This window comes from Actinomadura oligospora ATCC 43269 (genome assembly GCF_000518265.1).
Taxonomy (GTDB): Bacteria; Actinomycetota; Actinomycetes; order Streptosporangiales; family Streptosporangiaceae; genus Spirillospora; species Spirillospora oligospora.
On the sequence record NZ_JADG01000031.1, the window covers coordinates 1 to 22,088 of the forward strand.

Below are 22,088 nucleotides of genomic sequence, written 5' to 3' on the forward strand. Positions count from 1 at the left end.
TGGCCTGATCTATAAAGGCACTGGCTTTTAACACGCTGTTGAGTTCTCAAGAAACGGACACCCACGCGCTCCGTCCGCGTTTTCCGCGGCTTTCGCTCCGTGGCGACTCGCTTACTTTATCAGTTCCGTCCGGCTTGTCAATTCCCGGCCGATTCTGATTCCGCAGTTCCCGCCCGCTTTCGCGGCCGTTCCCTGCAGCACTTCTATTTCACCAGATCCGCGCCGATTCGCAAAATCGAGCTTTTCTGGCATGCCTCAGCACGCAGGGCACGACGGAACGCCGTGTCCTGATGATCGTGAAGGGGCTCCCCCGGTCGGCCGCTGCGAGCGAACGCGCGTCCTGCATCCCGTGGGGACGAGGAGTCAACGTACGTGCTCCCTTGGGGGATGTCAAACCCGGCCGGGTTGGAATACGGACGGGGCGGCCTGTGCTGGGCTCGTCATGGCTTCGAATGATCTTCGGGAGGGGACCGTGGCGGGACGGACGGCGCTGGTGCTGGGCGGGGGTGGCGTCGCGGGCATCGCCTGGGAGGTCGGCGTGCTCGTGGGGTTGGCCGAGTCCGGCGCCGACGTGCTGGGCGCCGACCTCCTCGTGGGGACGTCGGCCGGGTCGTCGGTGGCGGCTCAGGTGGGCGCCGGTCTCACACCGGACGAGTTGTACGCGCGGCAGACCGATCCGGCTCTTCAGAACCACGAGTTCGTTCCGGCGGGGGTGTCCCTGGAGCGGGTGTGGGAGCGGATGGGGCAGATCCTGACCGACAACTCCGACCTGACGGAGGTCCGTCGTGAGGTGGGGGCTCTCGCGCTGGCCACCGAGACCGTCCCGGAGGAGGAGCGGTACGCGGTGATCGAGGGGCGGCTTCCGGTGCACGAGTGGCCGGAGCGTCCGCTGGTGGTTACGGCGGTGAACGCCACGACGGGTGAGCCGGTGATCTGGTCGAAGGGCTCCGGGGTCTCGCTGGTGGACGCGGTGGCGGCGAGTTGTGCCGTCCCGGGGATCTGGCCTCCGGTGACGGTCGGGGACGTGCGGTACATCGACGGCGGGATCCGGTCCATGGTGAACGCGGACCTGGCGGCCGGGTTCGAGCGTGTCCTCGTGGTGGCGCCGCTCACCGATCCGGCGCTGGACGAGCAGGTGGCGGCGCTCCGGGACGCGGGCGCGTTGGTGGACGTGATCGTCGCGGACGAGGCGTCCACGGCGGCGTTCGGGACGGACCCGCTCTCCCCCGGGACGCGCGTCCCGTCGGCTGAGGCGGGCAGGGCTCAGGGGGTGGCCGCAGCGTCCGTGGTCGCCGGGCACTGGGCGGACGGCGCCTGATCGACCGTCCAGCCGTGCGGGTTGGGTGTGCTGAGGCCGGAGACGACGGGCCGCTGCCTTCGGGCGGCGGCCCGTCGTCGTTCGGGTCAGGGGGTGGTCTCTTCGCGGATGCGGGACCAGGCGGCGAGGATGTGGCGGCGTTCGGTGGTGGGGGCGCCGACCGCCATCCGCATCAGGACGTGACCGTCGATCTTGGTGTGGGTGAGGAGGAGGTCGCCGGACGCGTTGAGGCGGTGCAGGGCATCCAGGGTGGCGATGTTGGCCTCCTCGGTGGCGAGGCCGTCCCAGAGGGGGCGGAAGCAGACCAGGCCGAACGGGTGGTCGGTGCGGACCTCGTAGTGGGGGTCGGCGGCGATGAGGGCGGCGAGTTCGTCGGCGAGGCGGGAGCAGGTGCGGACGTGCTCGCGGAGGCCCTCGGCGCCGTACCAGCGGATGACCGACCAGAGTTTCAGGGCGCGGAAGCGGCGGCCGAGGGGGATCTGCCAGTCGCGGTAGTCGATGACCTCGCCCGAGGTGGTGGCCTTGTTCCGCAGGTACTCGGGGAGGATCGACAGGGCGCCCAGCATGGGGGCGCGGTCGGCCATCCAGAGCAGGGTGCAGTCGAAGTTGACGAGCATCCATTTGTGCGGGTTCGTCGAGTAGGACGCGGCGTACTCGTCGAGGCCGTCGTTGATCCAGCGGAACTCGGGGCAGATGGCGGCGACGCCCGCGTAGGCGGCGTCCACGTGGAGCCAGACGCCGTGCCCGCGGCAGACCTCGCCGATCGCGGGGACGGGGTCGACGGCCGTGGTGGAGGTGGTGCCGACGGTCGCGCAGACCATGGCGGGGGTGGCTCCGGAGGCGATGTCCTCGGTGAGGAGGGCGTCGAGGTGGGCGGGGTCCATGGCGAGGGTGACGGGGTCGACGTCCACGACGCGGACGTTGTTCGCGCCGACGCCGGCGACGCGGGCGGCCTTCTCCAGGGACGAGTGCGTCTGCGAGCTGATGTAGAGGGTGTAGCGGCGGTCGATGCCGTCCCGTCCGGGGGCTCCCCCGCCGGCCTGGTGCAGGGCGGAGAGGAGCGCGACGAGGCAGGCGCTGGACGCCGAGTCCTGGACGACGCCGTTGCCGTGGAACTTGGCGGGCAGGTCGAGCAGCTCGGCCGTCCAGTCGGCGACGCGGGTCTCGAGCTCGGTGGCGGCGGGGCTGGTGGCCCACATCATGCCCTGGACGCCGAGTCCGGACGACAGCAGGTCGCCGAGGATGCCAGGGCCGCTGGCGTTGGACGGGAAGTAGCCGAAGAACGAGGGGTGCTGCCAGTGGGTGACGCCCGGCATGATGTCCCGGTCGAGGGCGGCGAGGAGGCCGTCGAAGCCCTCGCCCTTCTCCGGCGGGTGTTCGGGGAGCGCGGCCAGCACGTCGCCCGGTTCCGCCCGCGACATGACCGGCCGGGACGCGACGGACTCGTGGTAGTCCGCGATCCAGTCGATGACCTGCTTGCCGTACCGCCGGAACTCGTCCGGTGTCATGTGGCCCGCCACCACACCTCCTCAGCTTGACGAACACTGCGCGCCTGCCGGGTTTGTTGTGTTCTGTTCCGGCAGGCGCTCGCAGCATAAGCGTGGCCCGTCCTGGGCTTCCAGGGGGTGGCGGCGGACCTTGCGATCAGCGACGCGGACCTCGCGGTCAGCAGTGCGGGTCTTGCGGTCAGCAGTTGCCGGTGACGGGGCGTCCCCGGAAGCGGTCGTTGAGGAAGCCCGCCATGTCGGGCGCAGCCGCGACCAGTCCGAGGGCGTGCTCGGCGAGTGGGTAGATCCGCCAGGTGAGGTTCGTCCCCGCCTGGCACCAGGTCTTGTGGAGGGTGTTCGCCTGGGCGAGGGGGACGAGTTCGTCCAGCCCGGCGTGGGCCTGGAAGACCGGCACGGGCGGTTTGACGGCCCCGAGCTTGTTCTCGGCGAAGCGGGCCTGCCAGGCGGGGGCGTTCAGGGGGTTGGTGGTGGTGAAGTCGCTGATGTGGCGAAAGGCGGTGTTCGTGATCGCGCCGACGCCGTCCACGCTGGCCAGGCACACGTCCTTGTTGGCGGCGAGGAGCCTGCGTCCGGCGTCGTTCAGGTAGCCGTCGAGTTTCAGGTCGGGGTAGGCGGTGTCGTAACCGACGGCGGACAGGAACGCCAGGCCCATTCCGGCGCTGCCGTCCAGGAACTTCCCGACGGCGACGAGGTCGGCGGGGACGCCGCCCGCGCTCACGCCCTTGATCTGGAGTTCGGGGGCGTAGGACGGGGCGAGTTGGGCGGCCCAGCTGACGGATCCGCCTCCCTGCGAGTAGCCCTCGAGGCCGACGGGTGTGCCGGCGCCGAGTCCGGACGACGGGAGGCGTTCGGCGGCGCGTGCCATGTCGAGGACGGCTCGTCCCTCGGACTGCCCGACCGTGTAGGTGTGGATGCCGGGGGTGCCGAGGCCCTCCATGTCGGTGACGGCGACGGCCCATCCCCGGTTCAGGAGGTCGTTGATGAAGAGCTGCTCGTAGTCGAGTCCTCGGGACAGCGTGGAGGACGGGGCGCATTCGTCGCCGAGGCCGCGCGTCCCGACGCCGTAGGACACGAGCGGGCGCTGTCCGCCGCCCGTCCACGGGGCCTTGGGCACCAGGACGGTTCCGGAGACGGCGATGTCCTGGCCGGTCGCGTTGACCGAGCGGTAGAGCACCTGGGTGGACGTCACGGACGACGAGAGCGGGAAGTTCGCGGCGCGGGAGCGGATGACGTCGCCGGGGTCTCCCGGCGGCAGCGGGTTCGGGGGCTGGTAGAAGGCGTCGTTCTCGGGCGGGACGGAGTCCGCCCGTGCCGTCCCGGCGGGGAGCGCGGCCGTCGCGGCGGCCAGGACCGCCGAGAACACGGCCAGGGCGCGTGGGAATCTCACCTGGACCTCCTCGGGTCCGCCGGACGGCCCGCGCCGTCCGGCGTGTGCCCTGAAATGTGACAGCGGACGCCGCCGGGTCCTAGGTGCCGGATGATGAGAAAACGGCCGGGCTCTGTCAGGTGACTGACAGAGCCCGGCCTCCGCCTCCACGTGGACGGGTGGTCTCGCCGGTCAGGCGGTCGTGACGGGGACGGACTCCTCGGTGGCGACCGGTGGCCTGCGGGTCAGGACGTTGAAGAACAGGTTCAGCAGGATCGCGGTGAGGCTGCCGAGGACGATGCCGCTGTTCAGGATGGACGCGACGTCACGCGGCATGTTCTCGCCGAACGCCGGGATCGTGGACGGCACGAACGCCAGGCCGATGCTGACGCCGACGATCAGGGCGTTCCGCTCGTCCTTCAGGTCGGCCTGGGCGAGGGTCTGGATCCCGACGACCGAGACCATGCCGAACATCACCATCGCCGCGCCGCCCAGCACGTCCGGCGGGATGGACGCGACGTACGCGGCGGCCTTCGGGAACAGGCCGAGGATCATCATGATGAACCCGGCGGCGACCACGACGAACCGGCTGCGGACGCCCGTGAGCCGGACGAGCCCGACGTTCTGCGCGAAGCAGGTGTAGGGGAAGGCGTTGAGCGAGCCGCCGAGGACGGTCGACAGGCCGTCCGCGCGGAGTGCCCGGGTGATGTCGCCGTCGCTGACCGGCTTCCCGACGATCTGGCCGGTGGCCCGGGAGTCGCCGACGGTCTCGACGACCGTCACGAGCATGACCAGCAGCATCGCGATGCAGGCGCCGATCTGGAAGGTCGGCGCGCCGTAGTGGAACGGGGTGGTGACGCCGAGCCAGTGGGACCGTCCGACCTGGTCGAACGAGGTGTCGCCGAGCAGCCACGACACGGCCGTCCCGCCGACGAGGCCGAGCAGGACCGCGATGCTGGACAGGAACGGCCGCCGCAGCCGGTACAGCACGACGATGAACAGGACGGTGCCGCCCGCGTACGCCAGGTGCTTCCAGCTGCCGAAGTCGGGCTTGCCCTTCAGCGCCGCGCCGCCCGCGGCGTCGGTGAGCGCGTTCGGGATGAGCAGCAGGCCCATGATGGTCAGGACGGTGCCGGTGACGACCGGCGGGAACAGCCGCAGCACCCGTCCGAGGAAGGGCGCGGCGAGGAACATCACGATCCCGGACGTGATGGTCGCGCCGTAGATCGCCAGGAGCGCCGCGGTGGGCGTTGCCGCGCCCTGCCCGATGGCGATCATCGGGGCGACCGCGGTGAAGGTGACGCCCTGCACGATCGGCAGCCGCACGCCGATCTTCCAGAACCCCCAGGCCTGGATGATCGTGGCGATGCCGCACGTGAACAGGTCGGCGTTGATCAGGTACACGAGCTGCTGGGGTGACAGCCCGATGCCGCCCGCCACCAGGATGGGGACGACGACGGCTCCGGCGTAGAACGCCAGGACGTGCTGGAATCCGTAGAGGGCCAGCTTGGGCAGGGGGAGCACCTCGTCCACGGGGTGCTTCCGCGTGCCTTCCTCCGACATGCCTGCCTTGCCTTTCGAACGGTAGGTAAATGACATGCGTGGTGGCCCCGGCCGAGGGGACGGGGCCGAGGCGGAGCAACCTATCGTCCGGCGCCGGAACGCCCACGGGCGGGGGCCTGTTGACCTCGGCAAACACCGGGCGGATCATGGCGGGATGGAGCTGGGGCAGCCGGAGCGGGACGAGGCGCTGGACGCCTATGTGGGCCTTTCCGCGGACGCCGCGGAGCGGCGGGCGCGGGACCGGGGCTGGACGGCGGTGCGGGCGCTGGAGCCCCACGCGGTGGTCACCATGGAGTACCGGCAGGGCCGGATCAACTTCACGGTGGACGGCGGACGCGTCACCAAGTGCTGGGCCGGGTGACGGGTTCCCGGGTGGGGCGTTCCCGGGTGTGCGGCCGGGGACGATGGCGCCGACTCGCCGGGGCTGGGTGAGGTGGGCCCGGGAGGGCGGTGCCCGAGGGCCGGGGCGGACGGCCCCGGCCCCGGCCGGGTCAGGAGGGGCGGCGGAGGCCGTCGAAGAGGAGGGTGGCCAGGCCGTCCGCGACGGCTTCGGCGGTCATGCCGCCGTCCGGGCGGTACCACTCGGTGAGGGAGTTGACCGCGCCGAACAGGACGCGCGCGGCGAAGCCCGGATCGACGTCGCCGCGGACCCCGCCCTCGGCGGCGGCCTGGGCGACCAGGCCCGCGAGGCGGTGGTCGAACTCGCGGCGCCGCTCCAGGGCACGGCGCTCGACGTCGGAGTTGCCGCGCACGCGCAGGAGCAGCGTGACGTAGGCCTGTTCGTCCACCAGGACGCGGACGGCGCCCCGGACCGTCCGCTCCAGCCTCTCGGTGGCCGTGACCGCGGGAACCGGCGATCCGGTGATGATCGCCTGACCGTCGGGGGTGGTCGCCGGGCTGTCGGGGGTGGTCGCGGGGCGGTCGAGTTCGGCGTCCAGGACGGCGAAGAGGGAGTCCAGGGCGCGGTTCACGGCGAGGTCAAGGAGTTCCTCCTTGCCGGACACGTGATGGTAGATCGCGGACTTGGTGATGCCGAGGCGGCGGGACAGCTCCTCCATGCCGGTGCCGTCGTAGCCGCGTTCGTTGAAGGCGGCGACGGCGACGTCGAGCAGGGTGGCGCGGTCGTAGCCGGGGCGTCCGCGACGTCCTCCCGTGGCCGGTGGGGTTCGCATGGCAGTCACTGTGACACAGCCTCGGGACCGTTCCCGCGCCGGGCGAGTTCGCGGGAGCGGCCCCGGAACTCGGCGACGATCTCGTCCCCGCGCCTGATCGTGACGTCGTAGACGCCGCTGCGGCCGTACCGGACGCGTTCGCGGGCCTCGGCGTGCAGGACGTCCCCGGCGTAGGCGGACGCGACGAAGGTGACGTCGGCCCCGGCGGCGACGGTGACCGGGCCGTGGCTGTTGCAGGCGCAGGCGAAGGCGGTGTCGGCGAACAGGAAGACGTAGCCGCCGTGGGCGAGGCCGTGCCCGTTGACCATGCTCTCGGTCACGGTCATGCGCAGGTCGGCGCTGCCGGGGCCCCAGGTGATCAGCTCGATGCCGAGTTCCGCGGAGGCCCGGTCGGCCGCGAGCATCGCGTGCACAGGGCCTTCGTGCGTGTCGGTCATGTCCGGGTCCTTCCGGGGTGTCTTGCCGTGGGCGGGTGTCATCCCTCAGACTAATTACTGAACGAATGGTCGGTAAGGAAGTGGGGCCGATGACGCAGACCACGACCGCCGCGGGTCCCGAGGCGCAGGACCGCCTCCAGGCCCATTTCGACGGGGTGATCGCGCACGACCGGCGGATCGAGCCGCGCGACTGGATGCCGGACGCCTACCGGGGCACGCTCGTCCGGCAGATCGCGCAGCACGCGCACTCGGAGATCATCGGGATGCAGCCGGAGGGTGCGTGGATCACCCGGGCTCCGTCGCTGCGCCGCAAGGCGATCCTGTTCGCCAAGGTCCAGGACGAGGCGGGCCACGGGCTGTACCTGTACGCGGCGGCGGAGACGCTCGGCGTGGACCGGGCCGACCTGACCCGGCGGCTGATCGAGGGACGGCAGAAGTACTCGTCGATCTTCAACTACCCGACGCTGTCGTTCGCCGACGTCGGGGTGATCGGCTGGCTGGTGGACGGCGCGGCGATCTGCAACCAGGTGCCGCTGTGCCGCAGCAGCTTCGGCCCGTACGCGCGCGCGATGGTGCGCATCTGCAAGGAGGAGTCGTTCCACCAGCGGCAGGGCTACGAGCTGCTGCTGACCATGATGCGCGGCACCGCGGCCCAGCGGGCGATGGTGCAGGACGCCGTGGACCGCTGGTGGTGGCCGTCGCTGATGATGTTCGGGCCGCCGGACGAGGCGTCCCCGAACTCGGCGCGGTCGATGGGGTGGAAGATCAAGCGGCACAGCAACGACGAGCTGCGGCAGCGGTTCGTCGACATGACCGTCCCGCAGGCGGAGAAGCTGGGCGTCACGCTGCCCGACCCGGAGCTGCGCTGGAACCCCGAGCGCGGACGGCACGACTTCGGCACCCCGGACTGGGACGAGCTGAAGCGCGTGATCAGCGGGAACGGGCCGTGCAACGAGGAGCGGGTCGAGCGGCGACGCCGCGCCCACGAGGACGGCGCGTGGGTCCGCCGGGCCGCCGCCGCGCACGCGAAGAAGCAGGCCGCCCGGCAGGAGGCCGCGCGAGAGGCCGGGCAGGACGCCGGGCACACGGGGACGGGCTCCGGAGCGGACGGGCGGGAGACGCGATGAACCAGGACTGGCCGCTGTTCGAGGTGTTCGTCCGGGGCAAGCGCGGGCTGAACCACGTCCATGTGGGGTCGCTGCACGCGGCGGACGAGCGGATGGCGCTGACGCACGCGCGCGACCTGTACACGCGGCGGAACGAGGGTGTGTCGATCTGGGTGGTGCGCTCGTCGGACATCACCGCCTCGACGCCGGACGAGAAGGACCCGTTCTTCGAGCCGAGCGGCGACAAGGTCTACCGGCATCCGACGTTCTACGACATCCCCGACGACGTCCCGCACATCTAGGGAGGCGACGATGCGCGAAGACGATCACGTGTACCTGTCGCTGGCGGAGGAGCAGGACGACTCCCGCTGGGCGTTCGGCACGGGCTTCGAGGACCCGCTGCACGGCGTGGACACGACCGTCCCGGACGGCGTCGACCCCGTTGAGCTGGCCGCGCTGTGCCTCGGCCTCGGGGACGACGCGCTGGTCGCCTCGCAGCGGCTCGCGGAGTGGTGCACGCGCGCGCCCGAGCTGGAGGAGGAGGTCGCGCTCGCCAACATCGGCCTGGACCTGCTCGGCCAGGCGCGGATGCTGCTGACGCGCGTCGGGCAGGTGGACGGCAGTGGCCGCTCCGAGGACGATCTGGCCTACCTGCGCGAGTCCGAGGACTACCGGAACGTCCGGCTCGTGGAGCTGCCGAACGGCGACTTCGCGTTCTCGATGGCCCGGCTGCTGGTGTTCTCCGCGCAGCGGCTGGCGGTGTTCGAACGGCTCGCCGCCGGGCACCCGGACCCGGTGCTGCGGGCGGTCGCGGCCAAGGGTGTCAAGGAGCTGGCCTACCACCGGCAGTACGCGGCCGAGTGGGTCGTCCGGCTCGGGGACGGCACGGACGAGTCGCACCGCCGCATGCAGGAGGGCCTGGACACGATCGCGCCGTACGTGGACGAGTTGTTCCGGGCGGTGCCGTCCGGCCAGGACGTCCGGGAAGTCCGGGACGAGGTCGGGGCCGTCCTCGCGCAGGTCGCGGCGGCGGCGACGCTGGCGGTGCCGGACTTCGAGGTCATGGCGGGCAGCGGTCGCGACGGGGTGCACACGCCGTGCCTGGCGCCCCTGCTGTTCGAGATGCAGAGCGTGGCGCGCGCCCTTCCGGGAGGCAGCTGGTGAGCGTGTCCGGAGACCGATGATGAACGTTTCGGGGGGCCGGTGATGAGTGTTTCCCAGAGAACGACGACGAGTGCGCGTGAGGTGGCCGAGCGGGTCGCCGACCCGGAGCTGCCGATGCTGACGCTGGCGGACCTCGGCGTCCTGCGGGACGTCGCGGAGGCCGCGGACGGCTCGGTCACGGTCGCGCTGACCCCGACCTACAGCGGCTGCCCGGCGATGGCCGAGATGCGCGCCGACGTGGTCCGGTCGCTGCACGAGGCGGGATACGCGGACGTGCGGGTCACGACCGTCCTGGATCCGCCGTGGACGTCCGACTGGATCAGCGAGGACGGGCGGCGGAAGCTGGCCGAGTACGGCGTCGCGCCGCCCGGGGAGGCGCCGCGCGGGCCGGTGCCGCTGACGCTGGGAGGCGTCCGGCGGGCGGTGGAGTGCCCGCGCTGCGGGTCCCGCGACACCGAGGAGACGTCCCGGTTCTCGTCCACGGCGTGCAAGGCGCTGTGGCGCTGCCGGGCCTGTTCCGAGCCGTTCGAGCAGGTCAAGGAGATCTAGCGTGACCGTTTCGGCGACCACCGCCCCCGTCCGCCGCCGCCGGACGTTCCACCGGCTGCGCGTCGCGGGCGTCGAGCGGCTCTGCGCGGACGCGGTGGCCGTCACCTTCGACGTGCCGCCCGAGCTGGCCGAGGAGTTCGCGTTCCGGCCGGGGCAGGCTCTGACGCTCCGGCGGGTCGAGGACGGCCGGGACGAGCGCCGTTCGTACTCGATCTGCTCGCCCGCCGGGTCCCCGCCGCGGATCGGCGTCCGCGAGGTGCCGGGCGGGTTGTTCTCGTCGTGGCTGGTCCACGAGGCGTGCGCGGGTGACGAGGTCGAGGTGATGGGCCCGACCGGCACGTTCACCCCGGACCTCGGCGAGCCCGCGCACCACGTGCTGGTCGCGGCGGGGTCGGGGGTGACGCCGATGCTGTCGATCGCGGCGTCCGCGCTGGCCGCGCACCCCGACACCCAGGTCACGCTGCTGTACGGCAACCGCCGCACCGACACGGTGATGTTCACCGAGGACCTCGCCGACCTCAAGGACCTGCATCCCGCGCGGTTCCAGCTCGCGCACATCCTGTCGCGGGAGCCGCGCGAGGCCGAGCTGCTGTCCGGGCGCATCGACGCCGGGCGGTTCGCCGCGCTCGTCGACGGCCTGGACCTGCGGGACGCGTCGCACTGGTGGCTGTGCGGGCCGATCGGGATGGTCGAGGACGCCCGGGGCGTCCTGGACGGCCTCGGGGTGCCCGCCGAGCGCGTCCACCGGGAGCTGTTCTTCGCCGAGGACGAGCCGGTCACGCCGCTGCGGCACGAGGACGCGGCGCCGGAGGGCCCGGTCAGCGAGGTCACGGTCACGCTGGACGGCCGGTCGACGACCGCGTCACTCCCCCGCGACCGGACCGTCCTGGAGTCGGCGCAGCAGGTGCGGCCGGACCTGCCGTTCGCGTGCAAGGGCGGCGTGTGCGGGACGTGCCGGGCGAGGGTGACGTCCGGGTCGGTGCACATGCGGCGCAACTTCGCGCTCGAGCCGGCCGAGGTCGACGCCGGGTACGTGCTGACCTGCCAGTCCTTCCCGGAGACCGACGAGGTCTCGGTCGACTACGACGACTGACCGGCGCGTCCGGGGCGTTCGGAGAGGGCTTCGGCGAGGTAGGGCGCGGTGCGTCCGGACGAGGCGGCGACGGCGGCCGGGGCGCCCTGCGCGACGACGCGTCCGCCCGCCGCGCCGCCGCCCGGGCCGAGGTCGATGACGTGGTCGGCGGTCGCGACGACGTCCATGTCGTGCTCGACGACCACGACGGTCGCGCCGTCCTCGACGAGCGCCCGGAGCTGCCCGACCAGGACGCCCGTGTCGGCGGGGTGCAGGCCGGTGCTCGGCTCGTCCAGGACGTAGAGGGTGTCGCCGCGGCGGGCCCGCTGGAGTTCGGACGCCAGTTTCACGCGTTGCGCCTCGCCGCCGGACAGTTCCGTGGCGGGCTGGCCGAGGCGGAGGTAGCCGAGGCCGACCTCCTGCAGCGTCCTGAGGGAACGGGCGGCCGGGCGGACGTCGGTGAGGAAGTCCGCGGCCTCGTCCACGGTCATGTCGAGCACCTGCGCGATGTTCACGTCCCGGTAGGTGACCTGCAAGGTCTCGGGGTTGTAGCGGGCGCCGCCGCACACCGGGCAGGGCGCGTACGTGCTCGGCAGGAACAGCAGCTCGACGGAGACGTAGCCCTCGCCCTGGCAGTTCTCGCAGCGGCCTCCGGCGACGTTGAAGGAGAACCGTCCGGCGTCGTAACCGCGCGCCTTGGCCTCGCCGGTGTCGGCGAACAGCTTGCGGACCGCGTCGAACAGGCCGGTGTAGGTCGCGAGGTTGGAGCGCGGGGTGCGTCCGATGGGTTTCTGGTCGACGCGGACGACACGTCCGGCGCTTCCGGTGGCGGGGGTGTCGGGCGAGGCGTCGGCGATGGCGTCGAGGAGGCTGGTCTTGCCGGATCCGGAGACGCCAGTGATCGCGGTGAACACGCCGAGCGGGACGTCCACGTCGAGAGAGCGCAGGTTGTGGCGGGTGACGCCGCGCAGTTTGAGCCATCCGGACGGTTCGCGCGGCGTGTGCCCCGGACGTTCTGCCTCGCCGAACAGGTAGCGGCGCGTCACCGATCCGGGGACGTCGCGCAGGGCGTCCACGGGGCCGCTGTACAGGACGTTCCCGCCGTGGACGCCCGCGCCGGGCCCGACGTCCACGATCCAGTCGGCGCGGTGCACCACCGACAGGTCGTGCTCGATGACGAACAGGCTGTTCCCGGCGGATCTCAGCCGTTGCAGGCTGGTCATCAGCGCTTCGGTGTCGGCGGGATGCAGACCGGCGGACGGCTCGTCCAGGACGTAGACGACGCCGAACAGCCCGGATCGGAGCTGCGTCGCCATCCGCAGCCGCTGCAGCTCGCCCGCAGACAGGGTCGTGCTGGCGCGGTCGGTGCCGAGGTAGCCGAGGCCGAGCTCGGTCAGCACCTCGACGCGTTCGATGAGGTCGCGGGACAGGACGGCCGCCGGGCCCGTCCCGTGCGCGTGCGGGCGCAGGACGGCGGCGAGGTCGGTCAACGGCAGCGCGGCCAGGTCGGCGATGTCGCGTTCGGCGAAGGTGACGGCGAGCGATTCGGGCCGCAGCCGCTTGCCGTGGCAGACCGGGCAGATCGCGCTGGTCATGAAGCTCTCCGCCTTCTGGCGGCGCTTCTCGCTCTTGGACTCCGCGTACGCGCGCAGCACGAGCCGTTCGGCGCTGTGGAACGTGCCCTGGTAGGTGCCCTGCCTGCGGTGGGCCTCGCGGACGGGGTGGACGGTCACGACGGGCTGCTCGTCGGTGAACAGGATCCAGTCGCGGCGGTCCTTCGGCAGTTCGCGCCAGGGCCTGTCCACGTCGACGCCGAGCTCTTCGAGGATCTCGCGGAGGTTCTTGCCCATCCAGCCGCCCGGCCATGACGCGACGGCGCCCTCCCTGATCGACAGCGACGGGTCCGGGACCAGGGACGCCTCGGTCACGTCGTGGACCTCGCCGAGCCCGTGGCAGTTCGGGCACGCGCCGACCGGGGTGTTCGGCGAGAACGCGTCGGAGTCCAGGCGCCCGGCGCCCTCGGGGTAGTCGCCCGCGCGGGACAGGAGCATCCGCAGCGAGTTCGACACGGCCGTGACCGTCCCGACCGAGGAGCGGGAGGACGGGACCGAGCGGCGCTGGCCGAGCGCGACCGCCGGGGGCAGGCCGGTGATCTCGTCCACGTCCGGGGCCCCGACCTGGTGCAGCAGGCGGCGCGCGTAGGGGGCGACCGACTCCAGGTAGCGGCGCTGGGCCTCGGCGTACAGCGTCCCGAACGCCAGGGACGACTTGCCCGATCCGGACACTCCGGTGAAGACGACGAGGGCGTCGCGCGGGACGGCCACGGTCACGTTCCGCAGGTTGTGCTCGCGGGCGCCGCGGACGCGGACGAACGGATCGGCGGCCCCCGCGTCCAGCGCGTCCTGCGGCTCCGCCGCCTCCGGCGCGGCCGGTTCCATGGCCTCGGTGTCCCCCGGGGAGTCCATGATCCTCACATTACGGCAGCTCAGGAAGGCTGGTTTAGCATGGCCCGTTCCGGAGGGGGTGGGAGAGATGGGCGCGATCGTTCTCGGGGCGGCCGGACCGGCGCTGGTGACGGTTCTGACGGCCGCGGCGGTCGGCAAGCTGCGCGATCCGCGCGGCTTCGCACGCGCCGTCGCCGGGTACCGGCTGATGCCGTTCCGGCTGGCGGGGACCGTGGCGCGGACGGTGATCGTCGCCGAGGTCGCGATGGCGCTCCTGCTCGTCCTGCCCTGGACGCGGCGGGTCGGGGCGGTCTGCTCGGGGGCGCTGTTCCTCGGGCTGCTGGCCGCGCAGGTCTCGGTGCTGCGGCGCGGGCTGCGGGTGGACTGCGGCTGTTTCGGCCGTCCGGGGCGGACGACCCTGGTCGGGCCGGTGAGCCTGGCCCGCGCGGGCGCGATGCTCGTGCTGTCGGCGATGGCGGCGTTCGCTCCCGGAATGCCCGTCTCGGGGCTGCCGCTCGCAGCCGGGTACCTGGTGGTCGTCGCCGGGCTCGGGCTGGTGCTTCGGCCCGGACCGGTGCCTACTTCTCCCTCTGCCGGGACGGCGGCGGCGCGCGGGCCCCGGGCCGGGGACCGGTTCGTCCTGACGGGACGGGTCGCCGCGCAAGGTGAGACGACGCTGTTCGCGCTGGTCGCGCCCACCTGCGGGACGTGCATGGACGCCCTTCCCGGCTTCGTAAAGGCGGCCGGGCGGGTGCGGGTCGTCGTCGTGACCTCGTTCGGGGAGACCGCCGCGTTGGCGCGCAGCGGCCTCCCCGTGATCGTCGATCCGGACGTCTTCGACGCGAACGGCGTGCCGTGGCCGCCCTACGCGGTGCTGGTCGACGCGTCCGGGACCGTCCTCACGTCCGGGCGGGCGGACTCTCCGGGACGGCCGGCCGCGCTGCTGCGCGAGGCGGGCGCCGTCCTGGCGTCCACCACGCCCACTCCCCCAGCAGGCGCATGACGGCGGGCACCAGCAGACCCCGCACGACGGTCGCGTCCACGAGCACGGCCAGGATCAGCCCGACCCCGATGACCTGCATGAACACGATCCCGGACGCGAGGAACCCGGCGACCACCACGACCATCAGCAGCGCCGCGCTGGTGATCACGGTCGAGGTGCGGCGGACGGCCGTCGCGATCGCCTCGGCCGGGTCTGCGACACGGGCGCGCTCCTCGCGGATCCGGGCGAGCAGGAACACCTCGTAGTCGACGGCCAGGCCGAACGCGATCGCGACGATCAGCACGGGGAAGTCGGCGTCCACGGCTCCGACCGGGGTGAAGCCGAGGACGCCGGAGAGCCACCCGTCCTGGAAGATCAGCTTGACCGCGCCGAACGCGGCCGTCAGCGACAGCAGGTTCAGCAGCAGGGCCTTGACCGGCAGGACGACCGACCCGAACGCCCCGAACAGCACGGCGAACGTCACGAGCGCGACGAACGCCAGCATCCACGGCACGCGCACGCCGATCATGTGGACGATGTCGACGCGCGAGGCGGGCATGCCGGTGAACAGGGCCCGGGTGTGCGGCGGGGGCGAGGTCGCGCGCAGGTCGTTCACCGTGCGGACGGCCTGGCGGGACATCGGGTCGAAGGCGTAGCCGAGGGAGATCCGGGCCTGGTCGCCGCTGGTTCCGGTGACGGTGGCGCTCCGCACGCCCGGGACGTCCGCGAGACGGCGGGCGTAGGCGTCGAGGGCGGGACGGTCGGCGGTGCCCTCGACCACGGCGGTGATCTGCTTGGCGGGGTCGGCGGCGAAGCGGTCGCCGAGTTCGCGCGTGACGACCCGGGCGTCCGCGCCGGACGGCAGCACCCAGTCGCCCGGCCGCGCCCAGTTCACGCCGAGGAACGGCGCGCCGAGCGCCAGCAGGACCGCGACGAGGCCGACCGTGCTGAGCAGGGGCCTGCGCATGACCAGGTGGGCCGTCCGGTACCAGCGCTCACCCGGGTTGTGGAGGCGCGGCAGCGGGACGCGCAGCGCGTTCACCCGGTGCCCGGCGAAGCGCAGCAGCGCGGGGAGCAGCGTGAGCGATCCGGCGACGGCGAACGCCACGACGGCCGCGCCCGCGTATCCCATCGAGCTGAGGAACCGGGACGGGAACACGGTCAGCCCGGCGAACGAGACGGCGACGAGCAGCCCGGACACCGCCACCGTCCGTCCGGCCGTCGCGACCGTCCGGGCGACCGCGCCGTCGAGATCGGTCGCGTCCCTGCCCAGTTCGTCCCGGAATCGGGTCACCATCAGCAGCCCGTAGTCGATCGCGAGGCCGAGCCCGAGGATCGTGACGACGTTCACCGAGAACGTCGAGACCTCGGTGACCAGCGTGACCACCCGCAGGACGGCGAACGACCCGAGCGCGACGAGCACGCCGACCGCCAGCGGCAGCGACGCCGCGACCAGGCTGCCGAACACCACGACGAGCAGGACGACCAGCAGCGGCATCGACACGCTCTCGGCGCGCGCGACGTCCCGTCCCGCGCGGGCGTTGACCTGCTCGGTCATCGAGGTCACCCCGCCGAAGCGGACCTTCGTCCCGGGGACGGCGAAGGCCGGTTCGATCTTCTTCAGCGCCCTGACGCGCTCCTGGTCGTCGGTGGACGCGAACCGCACGGTCACGTACGTCGCGTGCCGGTCGCGGGACACGAACGCCGGGTCGCCGGTCGACCAGAACGTCCGGAGGTCCGCGACGCCGGTGCGGGGCACGGCGTCCACGGCCGCGCGGATGGACGCCGCGACGGACGGATCGTCCACGCCGCGCGCACCCGTGTCGTACAGGACGACCGCGTCGGGCGCGTGCCGTCCCAGCGGCCCGGCCAGGACCTTGTCGGCGGCCACCGACTCGCTCTTCGGGTCGTCGAAGCCCGCGCCGCCCGTCAGGGAGCCGAACACGCCCGTCCCCAACACCCCGGCGAACACCGCGAACCCGGCGGCGAACACCACCACCCAGTGCCGCCGCCGGGCCGCGAACCGGCCCAGCGCGGCGAACATCGTCGTCTGCTCAGTCATGACGGCCAGCCTCGCGAGCCGGGCGGTGCCCGCGCCTCGCCCAGATGGCCCGTCCACCCGCCCTCACGGCGCTTCCTCCACCCCCGCGCGAACCACCCCGCACGGCCTGGTGGGTCGGGGTGGGGCGGCCTGGTGGAGGAGGGCTGGTCGTCCGCGTGGAGGAGCGTGCGCCCGTTCCGTCCGGTTTAGGCTCGTTCTGTGGCGGGGACTTGGGGTCGGGCGCGGATCGCGCGCCTGGTGGTGGTGGCCTGCGCGGTCGGCTACCTGGTGCTGATGCGCGGGCCCGGAACCGCGCACGCGCTCACGGAGTGGACGATCGCGTCGGCGTCGCTGGGCGTGCTCGTCGCCGCGGCGCGCTGGCCGCTCGCCGCGGCGTTCGTCCAGCCGGTCCTGCTGGTGCTCGCCGCGCGGTACGGGTCGGGGACGCCGATCGTGGAGAAGGTCGCGGCGAGCATCGCGGTGTTCGAGGTGACGCTGCGGCGCGACCGGCGGGAGGCCGCGCTGGCCCTCACGGCGCTCGCGGCCGGGTACACGGCGATGTGGGCCGGAGAGGCGGCGCAGGACATGGCCTCCCTCGCCTACAAGGGCACGGTCATGCTCGCGCTTCCGGTGCTGCTGGCCGCCTACCTGCGCTCGGTGGAGAACGAGGCGAAGGCGGCGCGCGAGCGGGCGGCCGAGGCCGAGCGGCGGCGCGAGCTGGCCGAAGAGGCGACCCGGATGGCCGAACGCACCGCGATCGCCCGCGAGCTGCACGACATCGTCGCGCACCACATGGCCTCGATCGTCCTGCGCGTCGGCGTCGCCCGCCACGTCTTCAGCCAAGCCAACGCACCAACTCATGCGGACGCCGCGGGCGGCAGCGGCGCGCGCCCAGGTAGCGCCGCAAGCGCAGACGGCGCGGGCGCAAGCGGCGGTGCGGACGTGGGCGGTGGCGTGGGTGGCGGCGGCGCGGGCGCGGGTGGTGGCGGGGGTTTGGGGCTCGGGGATGCTCGGATTGGGGAGGTGCTGGACGATGTGCATGGCAGTGCTGCGACGGCGCTCGCCGATCTGCGGCGGTTGCTGGCGGCGTTGCGCGCCGACCCCGGGCGTGATCTTGGTGCGTTGATGACCGATCCCGGGGACCTGCCCGCGGCGCTCGCGGCGGTGGTCGATCGGGCGGAGCGGGCGGGGCTGAAGGTGGACGCCGAGGTCGGCGCGGACCTGACGCGGCTCGACGCGGTGCGGGCGCTGACCGTGCTGCGGCTCGTCCAGGAGGGGATGACGAACGTGGTGAAGCACGCCGGGCCGGGCGCGGTCGTCCGGCTGGAGGTCGCGGCGGACGGCGAGGGGCGGGTGCGCGTGGAGCTGGCGAACGACCTGCCGGACGGGACGTCGTCCGAAGGGTCCGGGCATGGCCTGCCGGGGATGCGTGAACGGGTCGAGCTGGCGGGCGGGACGCTGACGGTCGGGCCGTCCGGCGGAGGCTGGCGGCTGGCGGCGCTGCTGCCCTCGGGAGGTGCGGCGTGATCCGGTTGATGATCGTGGACGACCAGCATCTCGTCCGGTCCGGGCTGCGGATGCTCTGCGACTCCGCGCCGGACCTGGAGGTGGTCGGGGAGGCCGCGGACGGGCACGAGGCCGTCCGGATGGCGGCCCGGCTCGCGCCCGACCTGATCCTGATGGACCTGCGGATGCCGCTGCTGAACGGCACGGCCGCGACGGAGCGGATCCTGCGGGAGCGGCCCAGCACGGTCGTGGTCGTCCTCACGACGTTCGACGACGACGATCACCTTTACCCGGCGCTCGCCGCGGGCGCGCGCGGCTTCCTCGCCAAGGACGTCGAGCCCGCGCAGTTGCTGGACGCGGTCCGGCGCGCGGCGGCGGGCGACACCCCGTTCAGCCCGCGCGCGCTGCGCCGTCTGGTGGAGCAGGCCGTCGCCGCCCGCGACGCCCGGGCCGCCGCGCCCGAGAGCTCTGCGCCCGACCTCACCGACCGCGAACGCGAGGTGCTGACGCTGGTCGCCGAGGGCCTGGCGAACGCCGAGATCGCCGCGCGCCTGCACCTCGGCGTCACCACGGTCAAGACGCACCTGGCGAGCCTGCTGGCCAAGACCGGCTGCCAGAACCGCGTCCAGCTGGCCGTCCACGCGGCCCGCAACGACCTCGTGGACGGACCTTCCGTCGGAATGCCGTAGACCGGTTCCGGACCGCCCGGTCATGATGAGCGGCATGACGTCCGCTCCGGAATCGCTCATCGGACTGTTCGACCGAGCCTGGACGCGCACCGCGGCCCGGCTCGCCGGCCTCACCGACGCCGAGTACCTCTGGGAGCCCGTCCCGGACGGCTGGACGATCCGTCCTGACGAGTCCGGGCGCTGGCGCATCGACGCCGACGGCGGCGGGCCCGCGCCCGATCCCGTCCCGGTCCCGACGATCGCCTGGCGCATGGGCCACGTCGGGCTGACGTTCGTCGACTTCGGCGAACGCCTGTTCAACGGCCGGAACATCACGATCGACGACGTCGAGTTCTCCGGCACGGCGGACGGCGGCGTCGCCTTCCTGGAGAACGCCTACCGGCGGCACTGGCGCGAGCCGCTCGAAAAGCTGACCGCCGAGGAGTGGTGGTGTCCTGGAGGCCCGGCGTTCTTCGGGTTCGCCGAACGTCCCGTCTTCGAGGTCGTGCTGCACGTGCTGGACGAGTTCGTCCACCACACCGCCGAGATCGGCGTCCTGCGCGACCTCTACGGCAAGATCGCGCCCGTCGGCTGATCCCCGCCGCCCGGGGCTCCCTGGAAAGCGGCGAGAATAGGGACATGTCCAAACGCCGATCCGAGTCCTGCCCTTGCGGACTGCCCGCCCTGTACTCCGACTGCTGCGGCCGGTTGCACCGCGGGGAGGCGAGGGCCGAGACGGCCGAGCGGCTGATGCGGTCGCGGTACTCCGCCTTCGTGAAGCTGGACGCGGGGTACCTGCTGCGGAGCTGGCACCCGGCGACGCGTCCGGAGGGCCTGGAGTTCGAGCCGGGGCTGCGCTGGGAGCAGCTGGAGATCGTCCGGACGGCGGACGGGACGGCCACCGACACCCGGGGCGTGGTCGAGTTCCGCGCCCACTACGTCCAGGACGGTCAGCGCGGCGTCCTGCACGAGGTCAGCCGCTTCGTCCGGCACGACGACGCCTGGGTGTACGTCAACGGGCGCATCCAGACCTGACCGGTGACCGGGTGGTCGCGCTTGCGGCGCCACCCGGTCGGCGGCCGTCGGACGGTCAGCTGCTGGCGAAGACCTTGAGGCGGGTCAGGTCGCCGTTGAAGTAGTCCTGGTCACCGGGGAAGGTGCCGCTGTCGGCCCACTGCCAGATGGTCTGGTAGGCCCAGTTGTACGGCATCGTGCCCGGGGTGCCGTTGTAGTTGGCGATCACCAGCGGGTTGGTGGAGGCGAAGGCGCCGCGGTTGCCGGTGCACTGCGACCACCAGCTCGTGGACGTGTAGATCGCCGGGTAGCGGCCGGTGCGGGCCTTGTAACGGTCGCTGAACGACAGGATCCAGCTCACCATCCCGGCCTGCGTGAGGCCGTAGCAGGAGGCGCCGTAGGGGTTCCACTCCATGTCGAGCATGCCCGGCAGCGTGCGTCCGTCGGCGGACCAGCCGCCCCCGTGGTTGACGAAGTAGTCCGCCTGCGTCGCGCCGGACGAGGTGTTCGGCGTCGCGAAGTGGTACGAGCCCCGGATGAGGCCGACGTTGTACGAACCGTTGTACTGCTGCGTGAAGTACGGGTTGGTGTAGGTGGTGGACTCGGTGGCCTTCACGTAGGCGAACTTCGCCCCGTTCGCGGCCACCGACGACCAGTTGACGTTGCCCTGCCACCCGCTCACGTCCAGGCCCGGCGTCTGGGTGGCGGCCAGCGACGGCGCGGCCGGGACGTGCTTGAAGTGCTCGCGCTTGGCGATCTGCGAACCGAGCCAGTGCTGGTCGGGGCCGTTCGCGGCCTTGGCGGGCGCGGGCGCGGCCGGGGCGGCGGGAGCGGCGGACGCGGCCGGGACGGTCGCGGCCATCGCTCCCGCGGCGAGCGCGACGGACAGGACGGCTGAGAACAGCGTGCGGCGAGGGGCCATGGGGGGACTCCTGGGGGCGGGGGGACGAATGAGACGCTGCGGTGGTTATAACCCGCAATCGGACCCGCCGCGAAGACCGTCCGGCACGTTTGATTCTGTCTTTGAGCGGCGCCGCCCATCTTTGGCAACTTCCGTCCTCCCGCCGCGCCGCCCGTTCGGCTATGGCCGCGCAGGCGTCCGGCCCTGGCCGCTCACGTCCTGAGTCTCAGGCCGTGCGGAGGCGTTCGGCGGCGTCCTCGGGACGGACGTCGTTGAGGAAGGCGCCGGTCCCGGTCTCGACCGAGGCCAGGTACTTGAGCTTGTCGGCCGTCCGCTGCGGCGTGTAGACCTCGACCCACAGGTGGGCGCGGTCGCGGGCCACGGCGGGCGGGGCCTGGTGCCAGCCCGCCATGTACGGGACGTCCTTGTCGAAGAGGCGTCCGAACCGTCCGAGGACGTCCGCGTAGAGGCCCATCAGCTCGACGGCCTCGTCCTCGCCGAGCGCGGCGACGTCCGGGACGTGCTCGCGCGGGACGATCTGCGCCTGGTACGGCCAGCGCGCCGCGTACGGGACGAACGCGACGAAGTTCGCGGTCTCGGCGATCACCCGCTCGCCGTCCGCCTCCCGCTTGACGACCTCGCAGAACACGCAGCCGTCGTTCGCGAGGACCTGACGCGTCCGCGGCGTCAGGTACGGGAAGGCGTAGATCTGGCCGTGCGGGTGGGAGAGCGTCGCGCCGATCTCCGCTCCGCGGTTCTCGAAGATGAACACCTCCTCGACGCCTGGACGCGCGCCGAGCTCGCGCGTGCGGTCGGCGAAGGCGCGGGCGACGGTCGCGAGGCGCCCGGACGGCAGGCCCGCGAACGTCGCGTCGTGGTCGTCGGTGAAGCACACGACCTCGCACCGTCCGCCCGCCGGGCCGCCGAGGGACGGGAACCGGTTCTCGAAGATCGCGACGTGGTAGCCGTCCGCCGGGACCTCGCTGTCGGCGTGCCCCGGGCAGAGCGGGCAGGCGGCGCGCGCGGCGGCGTCGGCGGTCGGGAGGAACGTCCGGGTCTGCCGGTGCGCGGCGATCACGATGTGCTCGCCGCTGACCGGGTCGAACCGGATCTCGGGACGCGGCTCGGACTTCGGCAGGGCGCGGGGGTCGCGGGCGGTCCGGTCCAGGCCCGGCACGTCGTCGAAGTAGATCAGCTCGCGGCCGTCGGCGAGCGTCACCGAGGTGCGGGCGGTGTCCGCCATGGGGTGCTCCATCAGGGGGTTCGGTGCGTTTCTG

At 72.7% G+C, this 22,088-nt stretch carries 21 protein-coding genes; 12 read left to right on the forward strand and 9 right to left on the reverse strand.

Going from position 1 to position 22,088, the window contains the following annotated elements:
* Positions 1-472 precede the first annotated feature (472 nt).
* Positions 473-1,318 carry a patatin-like phospholipase family protein gene (locus tag P696_RS49225; RefSeq protein WP_245627887.1) on the forward strand — a complete coding sequence of 282 codons (846 nt, stop codon included), beginning with the start codon at positions 473-475 and terminating at the stop codon, positions 1,316-1,318.
* Between the two features lie 86 nt (positions 1,319-1,404).
* Here the strand turns inward: P696_RS49225 and P696_RS0130890 are convergent, their stop codons facing one another.
* The 3 genes from P696_RS0130890 to P696_RS49230 all read right to left on the reverse strand — a co-directional run bounded on the left by P696_RS0130890 (position 1,405) and on the right by P696_RS49230 (position 5,755).
* Positions 1,405-2,838 carry a pyridoxal-dependent decarboxylase gene (locus P696_RS0130890; RefSeq protein ID WP_245627888.1) on the reverse strand — a complete coding sequence of 478 codons (1,434 nt, stop codon included), beginning with the start codon at positions 2,836-2,838 and terminating at the stop codon, positions 1,405-1,407.
* Positions 2,839-3,004: 166 nt separating this feature from the next.
* Positions 3,005-4,213: a lipase family protein gene (locus P696_RS0130895; RefSeq protein ID WP_245627889.1), complete on the reverse strand. Its 1,209-nt coding sequence runs from the start codon at positions 4,211-4,213 to the stop codon at positions 3,005-3,007.
* 171 nt (positions 4,214-4,384) lie between these two features.
* Positions 4,385-5,755, reverse strand: coding sequence for a nucleobase:cation symporter-2 family protein (locus P696_RS49230; RefSeq protein WP_051468396.1), 1,371 nt, complete (start codon positions 5,753-5,755; stop codon positions 4,385-4,387).
* Positions 5,756-5,909: 154 nt separating this feature from the next.
* On the opposite strand from P696_RS49230, the gene P696_RS0130905 reads away from it, so the two are divergent.
* Positions 5,910-6,116 (forward strand): I78 family peptidase inhibitor, encoded by a 207-nt coding sequence (locus tag P696_RS0130905; protein ID WP_034487979.1) that lies wholly within the window; start codon positions 5,910-5,912, stop codon positions 6,114-6,116.
* A gap of 130 nt (positions 6,117-6,246) precedes the next feature.
* Here the strand turns inward: P696_RS0130905 and P696_RS0130910 are convergent, their stop codons facing one another.
* Positions 6,247-6,927: a TetR/AcrR family transcriptional regulator gene (locus P696_RS0130910; protein WP_026415367.1), complete on the reverse strand. Its 681-nt coding sequence runs from the start codon at positions 6,925-6,927 to the stop codon at positions 6,247-6,249.
* Positions 6,928-6,932: 5 nt separating this feature from the next.
* Complete coding sequence (gene paaI / locus P696_RS49235) at positions 6,933-7,364, reverse strand: hydroxyphenylacetyl-CoA thioesterase PaaI (protein ID WP_034487981.1); 432 nt, start codon at positions 7,362-7,364, stop codon at positions 6,933-6,935.
* Positions 7,365-7,453: 89 nt separating this feature from the next.
* On the opposite strand from paaI, the gene paaA reads away from it, so the two are divergent.
* Genes paaA through paaE form a run of 5 tightly spaced genes read left to right on the forward strand, consistent with a single transcriptional unit; the run spans position 7,454 to position 11,276 of the window.
* Positions 7,454-8,491, forward strand: coding sequence for a 1,2-phenylacetyl-CoA epoxidase subunit PaaA (gene paaA / locus P696_RS49240; RefSeq protein WP_051468397.1), 1,038 nt, complete (start codon positions 7,454-7,456; stop codon positions 8,489-8,491).
* Positions 8,488-8,772 carry a 1,2-phenylacetyl-CoA epoxidase subunit PaaB gene (gene paaB / locus P696_RS0130925; RefSeq protein ID WP_026415368.1) on the forward strand — a complete coding sequence of 95 codons (285 nt, stop codon included), beginning with the start codon at positions 8,488-8,490 and terminating at the stop codon, positions 8,770-8,772. Before paaA ends, paaB begins: the two co-directional genes overlap by 4 nt.
* A 10-nt stretch (positions 8,773-8,782) precedes the next feature.
* The gene (gene paaC, locus P696_RS0130930) at positions 8,783-9,634 is read left to right on the forward strand and encodes a 1,2-phenylacetyl-CoA epoxidase subunit PaaC (RefSeq protein ID WP_026415369.1); all 852 of its coding nucleotides are present in this window, start codon (positions 8,783-8,785) and stop codon (positions 9,632-9,634) included.
* 42 nt (positions 9,635-9,676) lie between these two features.
* Complete coding sequence (paaD, locus tag P696_RS0130935) at positions 9,677-10,183, forward strand: 1,2-phenylacetyl-CoA epoxidase subunit PaaD (RefSeq protein WP_026415370.1); 507 nt, start codon at positions 9,677-9,679, stop codon at positions 10,181-10,183.
* Between the two features lies 1 nt (position 10,184).
* Positions 10,185-11,276 carry a 1,2-phenylacetyl-CoA epoxidase subunit PaaE gene (gene paaE / locus P696_RS0130940; RefSeq protein WP_026415371.1) on the forward strand — a complete coding sequence of 364 codons (1,092 nt, stop codon included), beginning with the start codon at positions 10,185-10,187 and terminating at the stop codon, positions 11,274-11,276.
* Here paaE and P696_RS49245 read toward each other — a convergent pair.
* Positions 11,264-13,693 (reverse strand): ATP-binding cassette domain-containing protein, encoded by a 2,430-nt coding sequence (locus tag P696_RS49245; RefSeq protein WP_051468403.1) that lies wholly within the window; start codon positions 13,691-13,693, stop codon positions 11,264-11,266. The two genes, paaE and P696_RS49245, sit on opposite strands and share 13 nt — an antisense overlap.
* A gap of 94 nt (positions 13,694-13,787) precedes the next feature.
* On the opposite strand from P696_RS49245, the gene P696_RS0130950 reads away from it, so the two are divergent.
* Positions 13,788-14,702 carry a MauE/DoxX family redox-associated membrane protein gene (locus tag P696_RS0130950; RefSeq protein WP_026415372.1) on the forward strand — a complete coding sequence of 305 codons (915 nt, stop codon included), beginning with the start codon at positions 13,788-13,790 and terminating at the stop codon, positions 14,700-14,702.
* Here the strand turns inward: P696_RS0130950 and P696_RS49250 are convergent.
* Positions 14,599-16,743: an MMPL family transporter gene (locus tag P696_RS49250; RefSeq protein WP_211245899.1), complete on the reverse strand. Its 2,145-nt coding sequence runs from the start codon at positions 16,741-16,743 to the stop codon at positions 14,599-14,601. The two genes, P696_RS0130950 and P696_RS49250, sit on opposite strands and share 104 nt — an antisense overlap.
* Positions 16,744-16,941: 198 nt before the next feature.
* Between P696_RS49250 and P696_RS58435 the strand changes: the two genes are divergently transcribed.
* Genes P696_RS58435 through P696_RS49255 form a run of 4 tightly spaced genes read left to right on the forward strand, consistent with a single transcriptional unit; the run spans position 16,942 to position 19,931 of the window.
* Positions 16,942-18,249: a sensor histidine kinase gene (locus P696_RS58435; RefSeq protein WP_026415373.1), complete on the forward strand. Its 1,308-nt coding sequence runs from the start codon at positions 16,942-16,944 to the stop codon at positions 18,247-18,249.
* Positions 18,246-18,917, forward strand: coding sequence for a response regulator (locus P696_RS0130965; protein ID WP_026415374.1), 672 nt, complete (start codon positions 18,246-18,248; stop codon positions 18,915-18,917). The genes P696_RS58435 and P696_RS0130965 overlap by 4 nt, the downstream gene beginning before the upstream one ends.
* A gap of 34 nt (positions 18,918-18,951) precedes the next feature.
* Entirely contained in the window at positions 18,952-19,491 is a 540-nt protein-coding gene (locus P696_RS0130970) for a DinB family protein (RefSeq protein WP_064744162.1), read from the forward strand.
* Between the two features lie 44 nt (positions 19,492-19,535).
* On the forward strand, positions 19,536-19,931 hold the full coding sequence (locus tag P696_RS49255) for a YchJ family protein (RefSeq protein ID WP_034487984.1): 396 nt from the start codon (positions 19,536-19,538) through the stop codon (positions 19,929-19,931).
* A 55-nt stretch (positions 19,932-19,986) separates the two neighbouring features.
* On the opposite strand, the gene P696_RS0130980 is transcribed toward P696_RS49255, so the two are convergent.
* Both P696_RS0130980 and galT read right to left on the reverse strand, forming a co-directional pair.
* On the reverse strand, positions 19,987-20,832 hold the full coding sequence (locus tag P696_RS0130980) for a lysozyme (protein WP_051468400.1): 846 nt from the start codon (positions 20,830-20,832) through the stop codon (positions 19,987-19,989).
* A 205-nt stretch (positions 20,833-21,037) separates the two neighbouring features.
* The gene (gene galT, locus P696_RS0130985) at positions 21,038-22,054 is read right to left on the reverse strand and encodes a galactose-1-phosphate uridylyltransferase (RefSeq protein ID WP_034487986.1); all 1,017 of its coding nucleotides are present in this window, start codon (positions 22,052-22,054) and stop codon (positions 21,038-21,040) included.
* Positions 22,055-22,088: the final 34 nt, after the last annotated feature.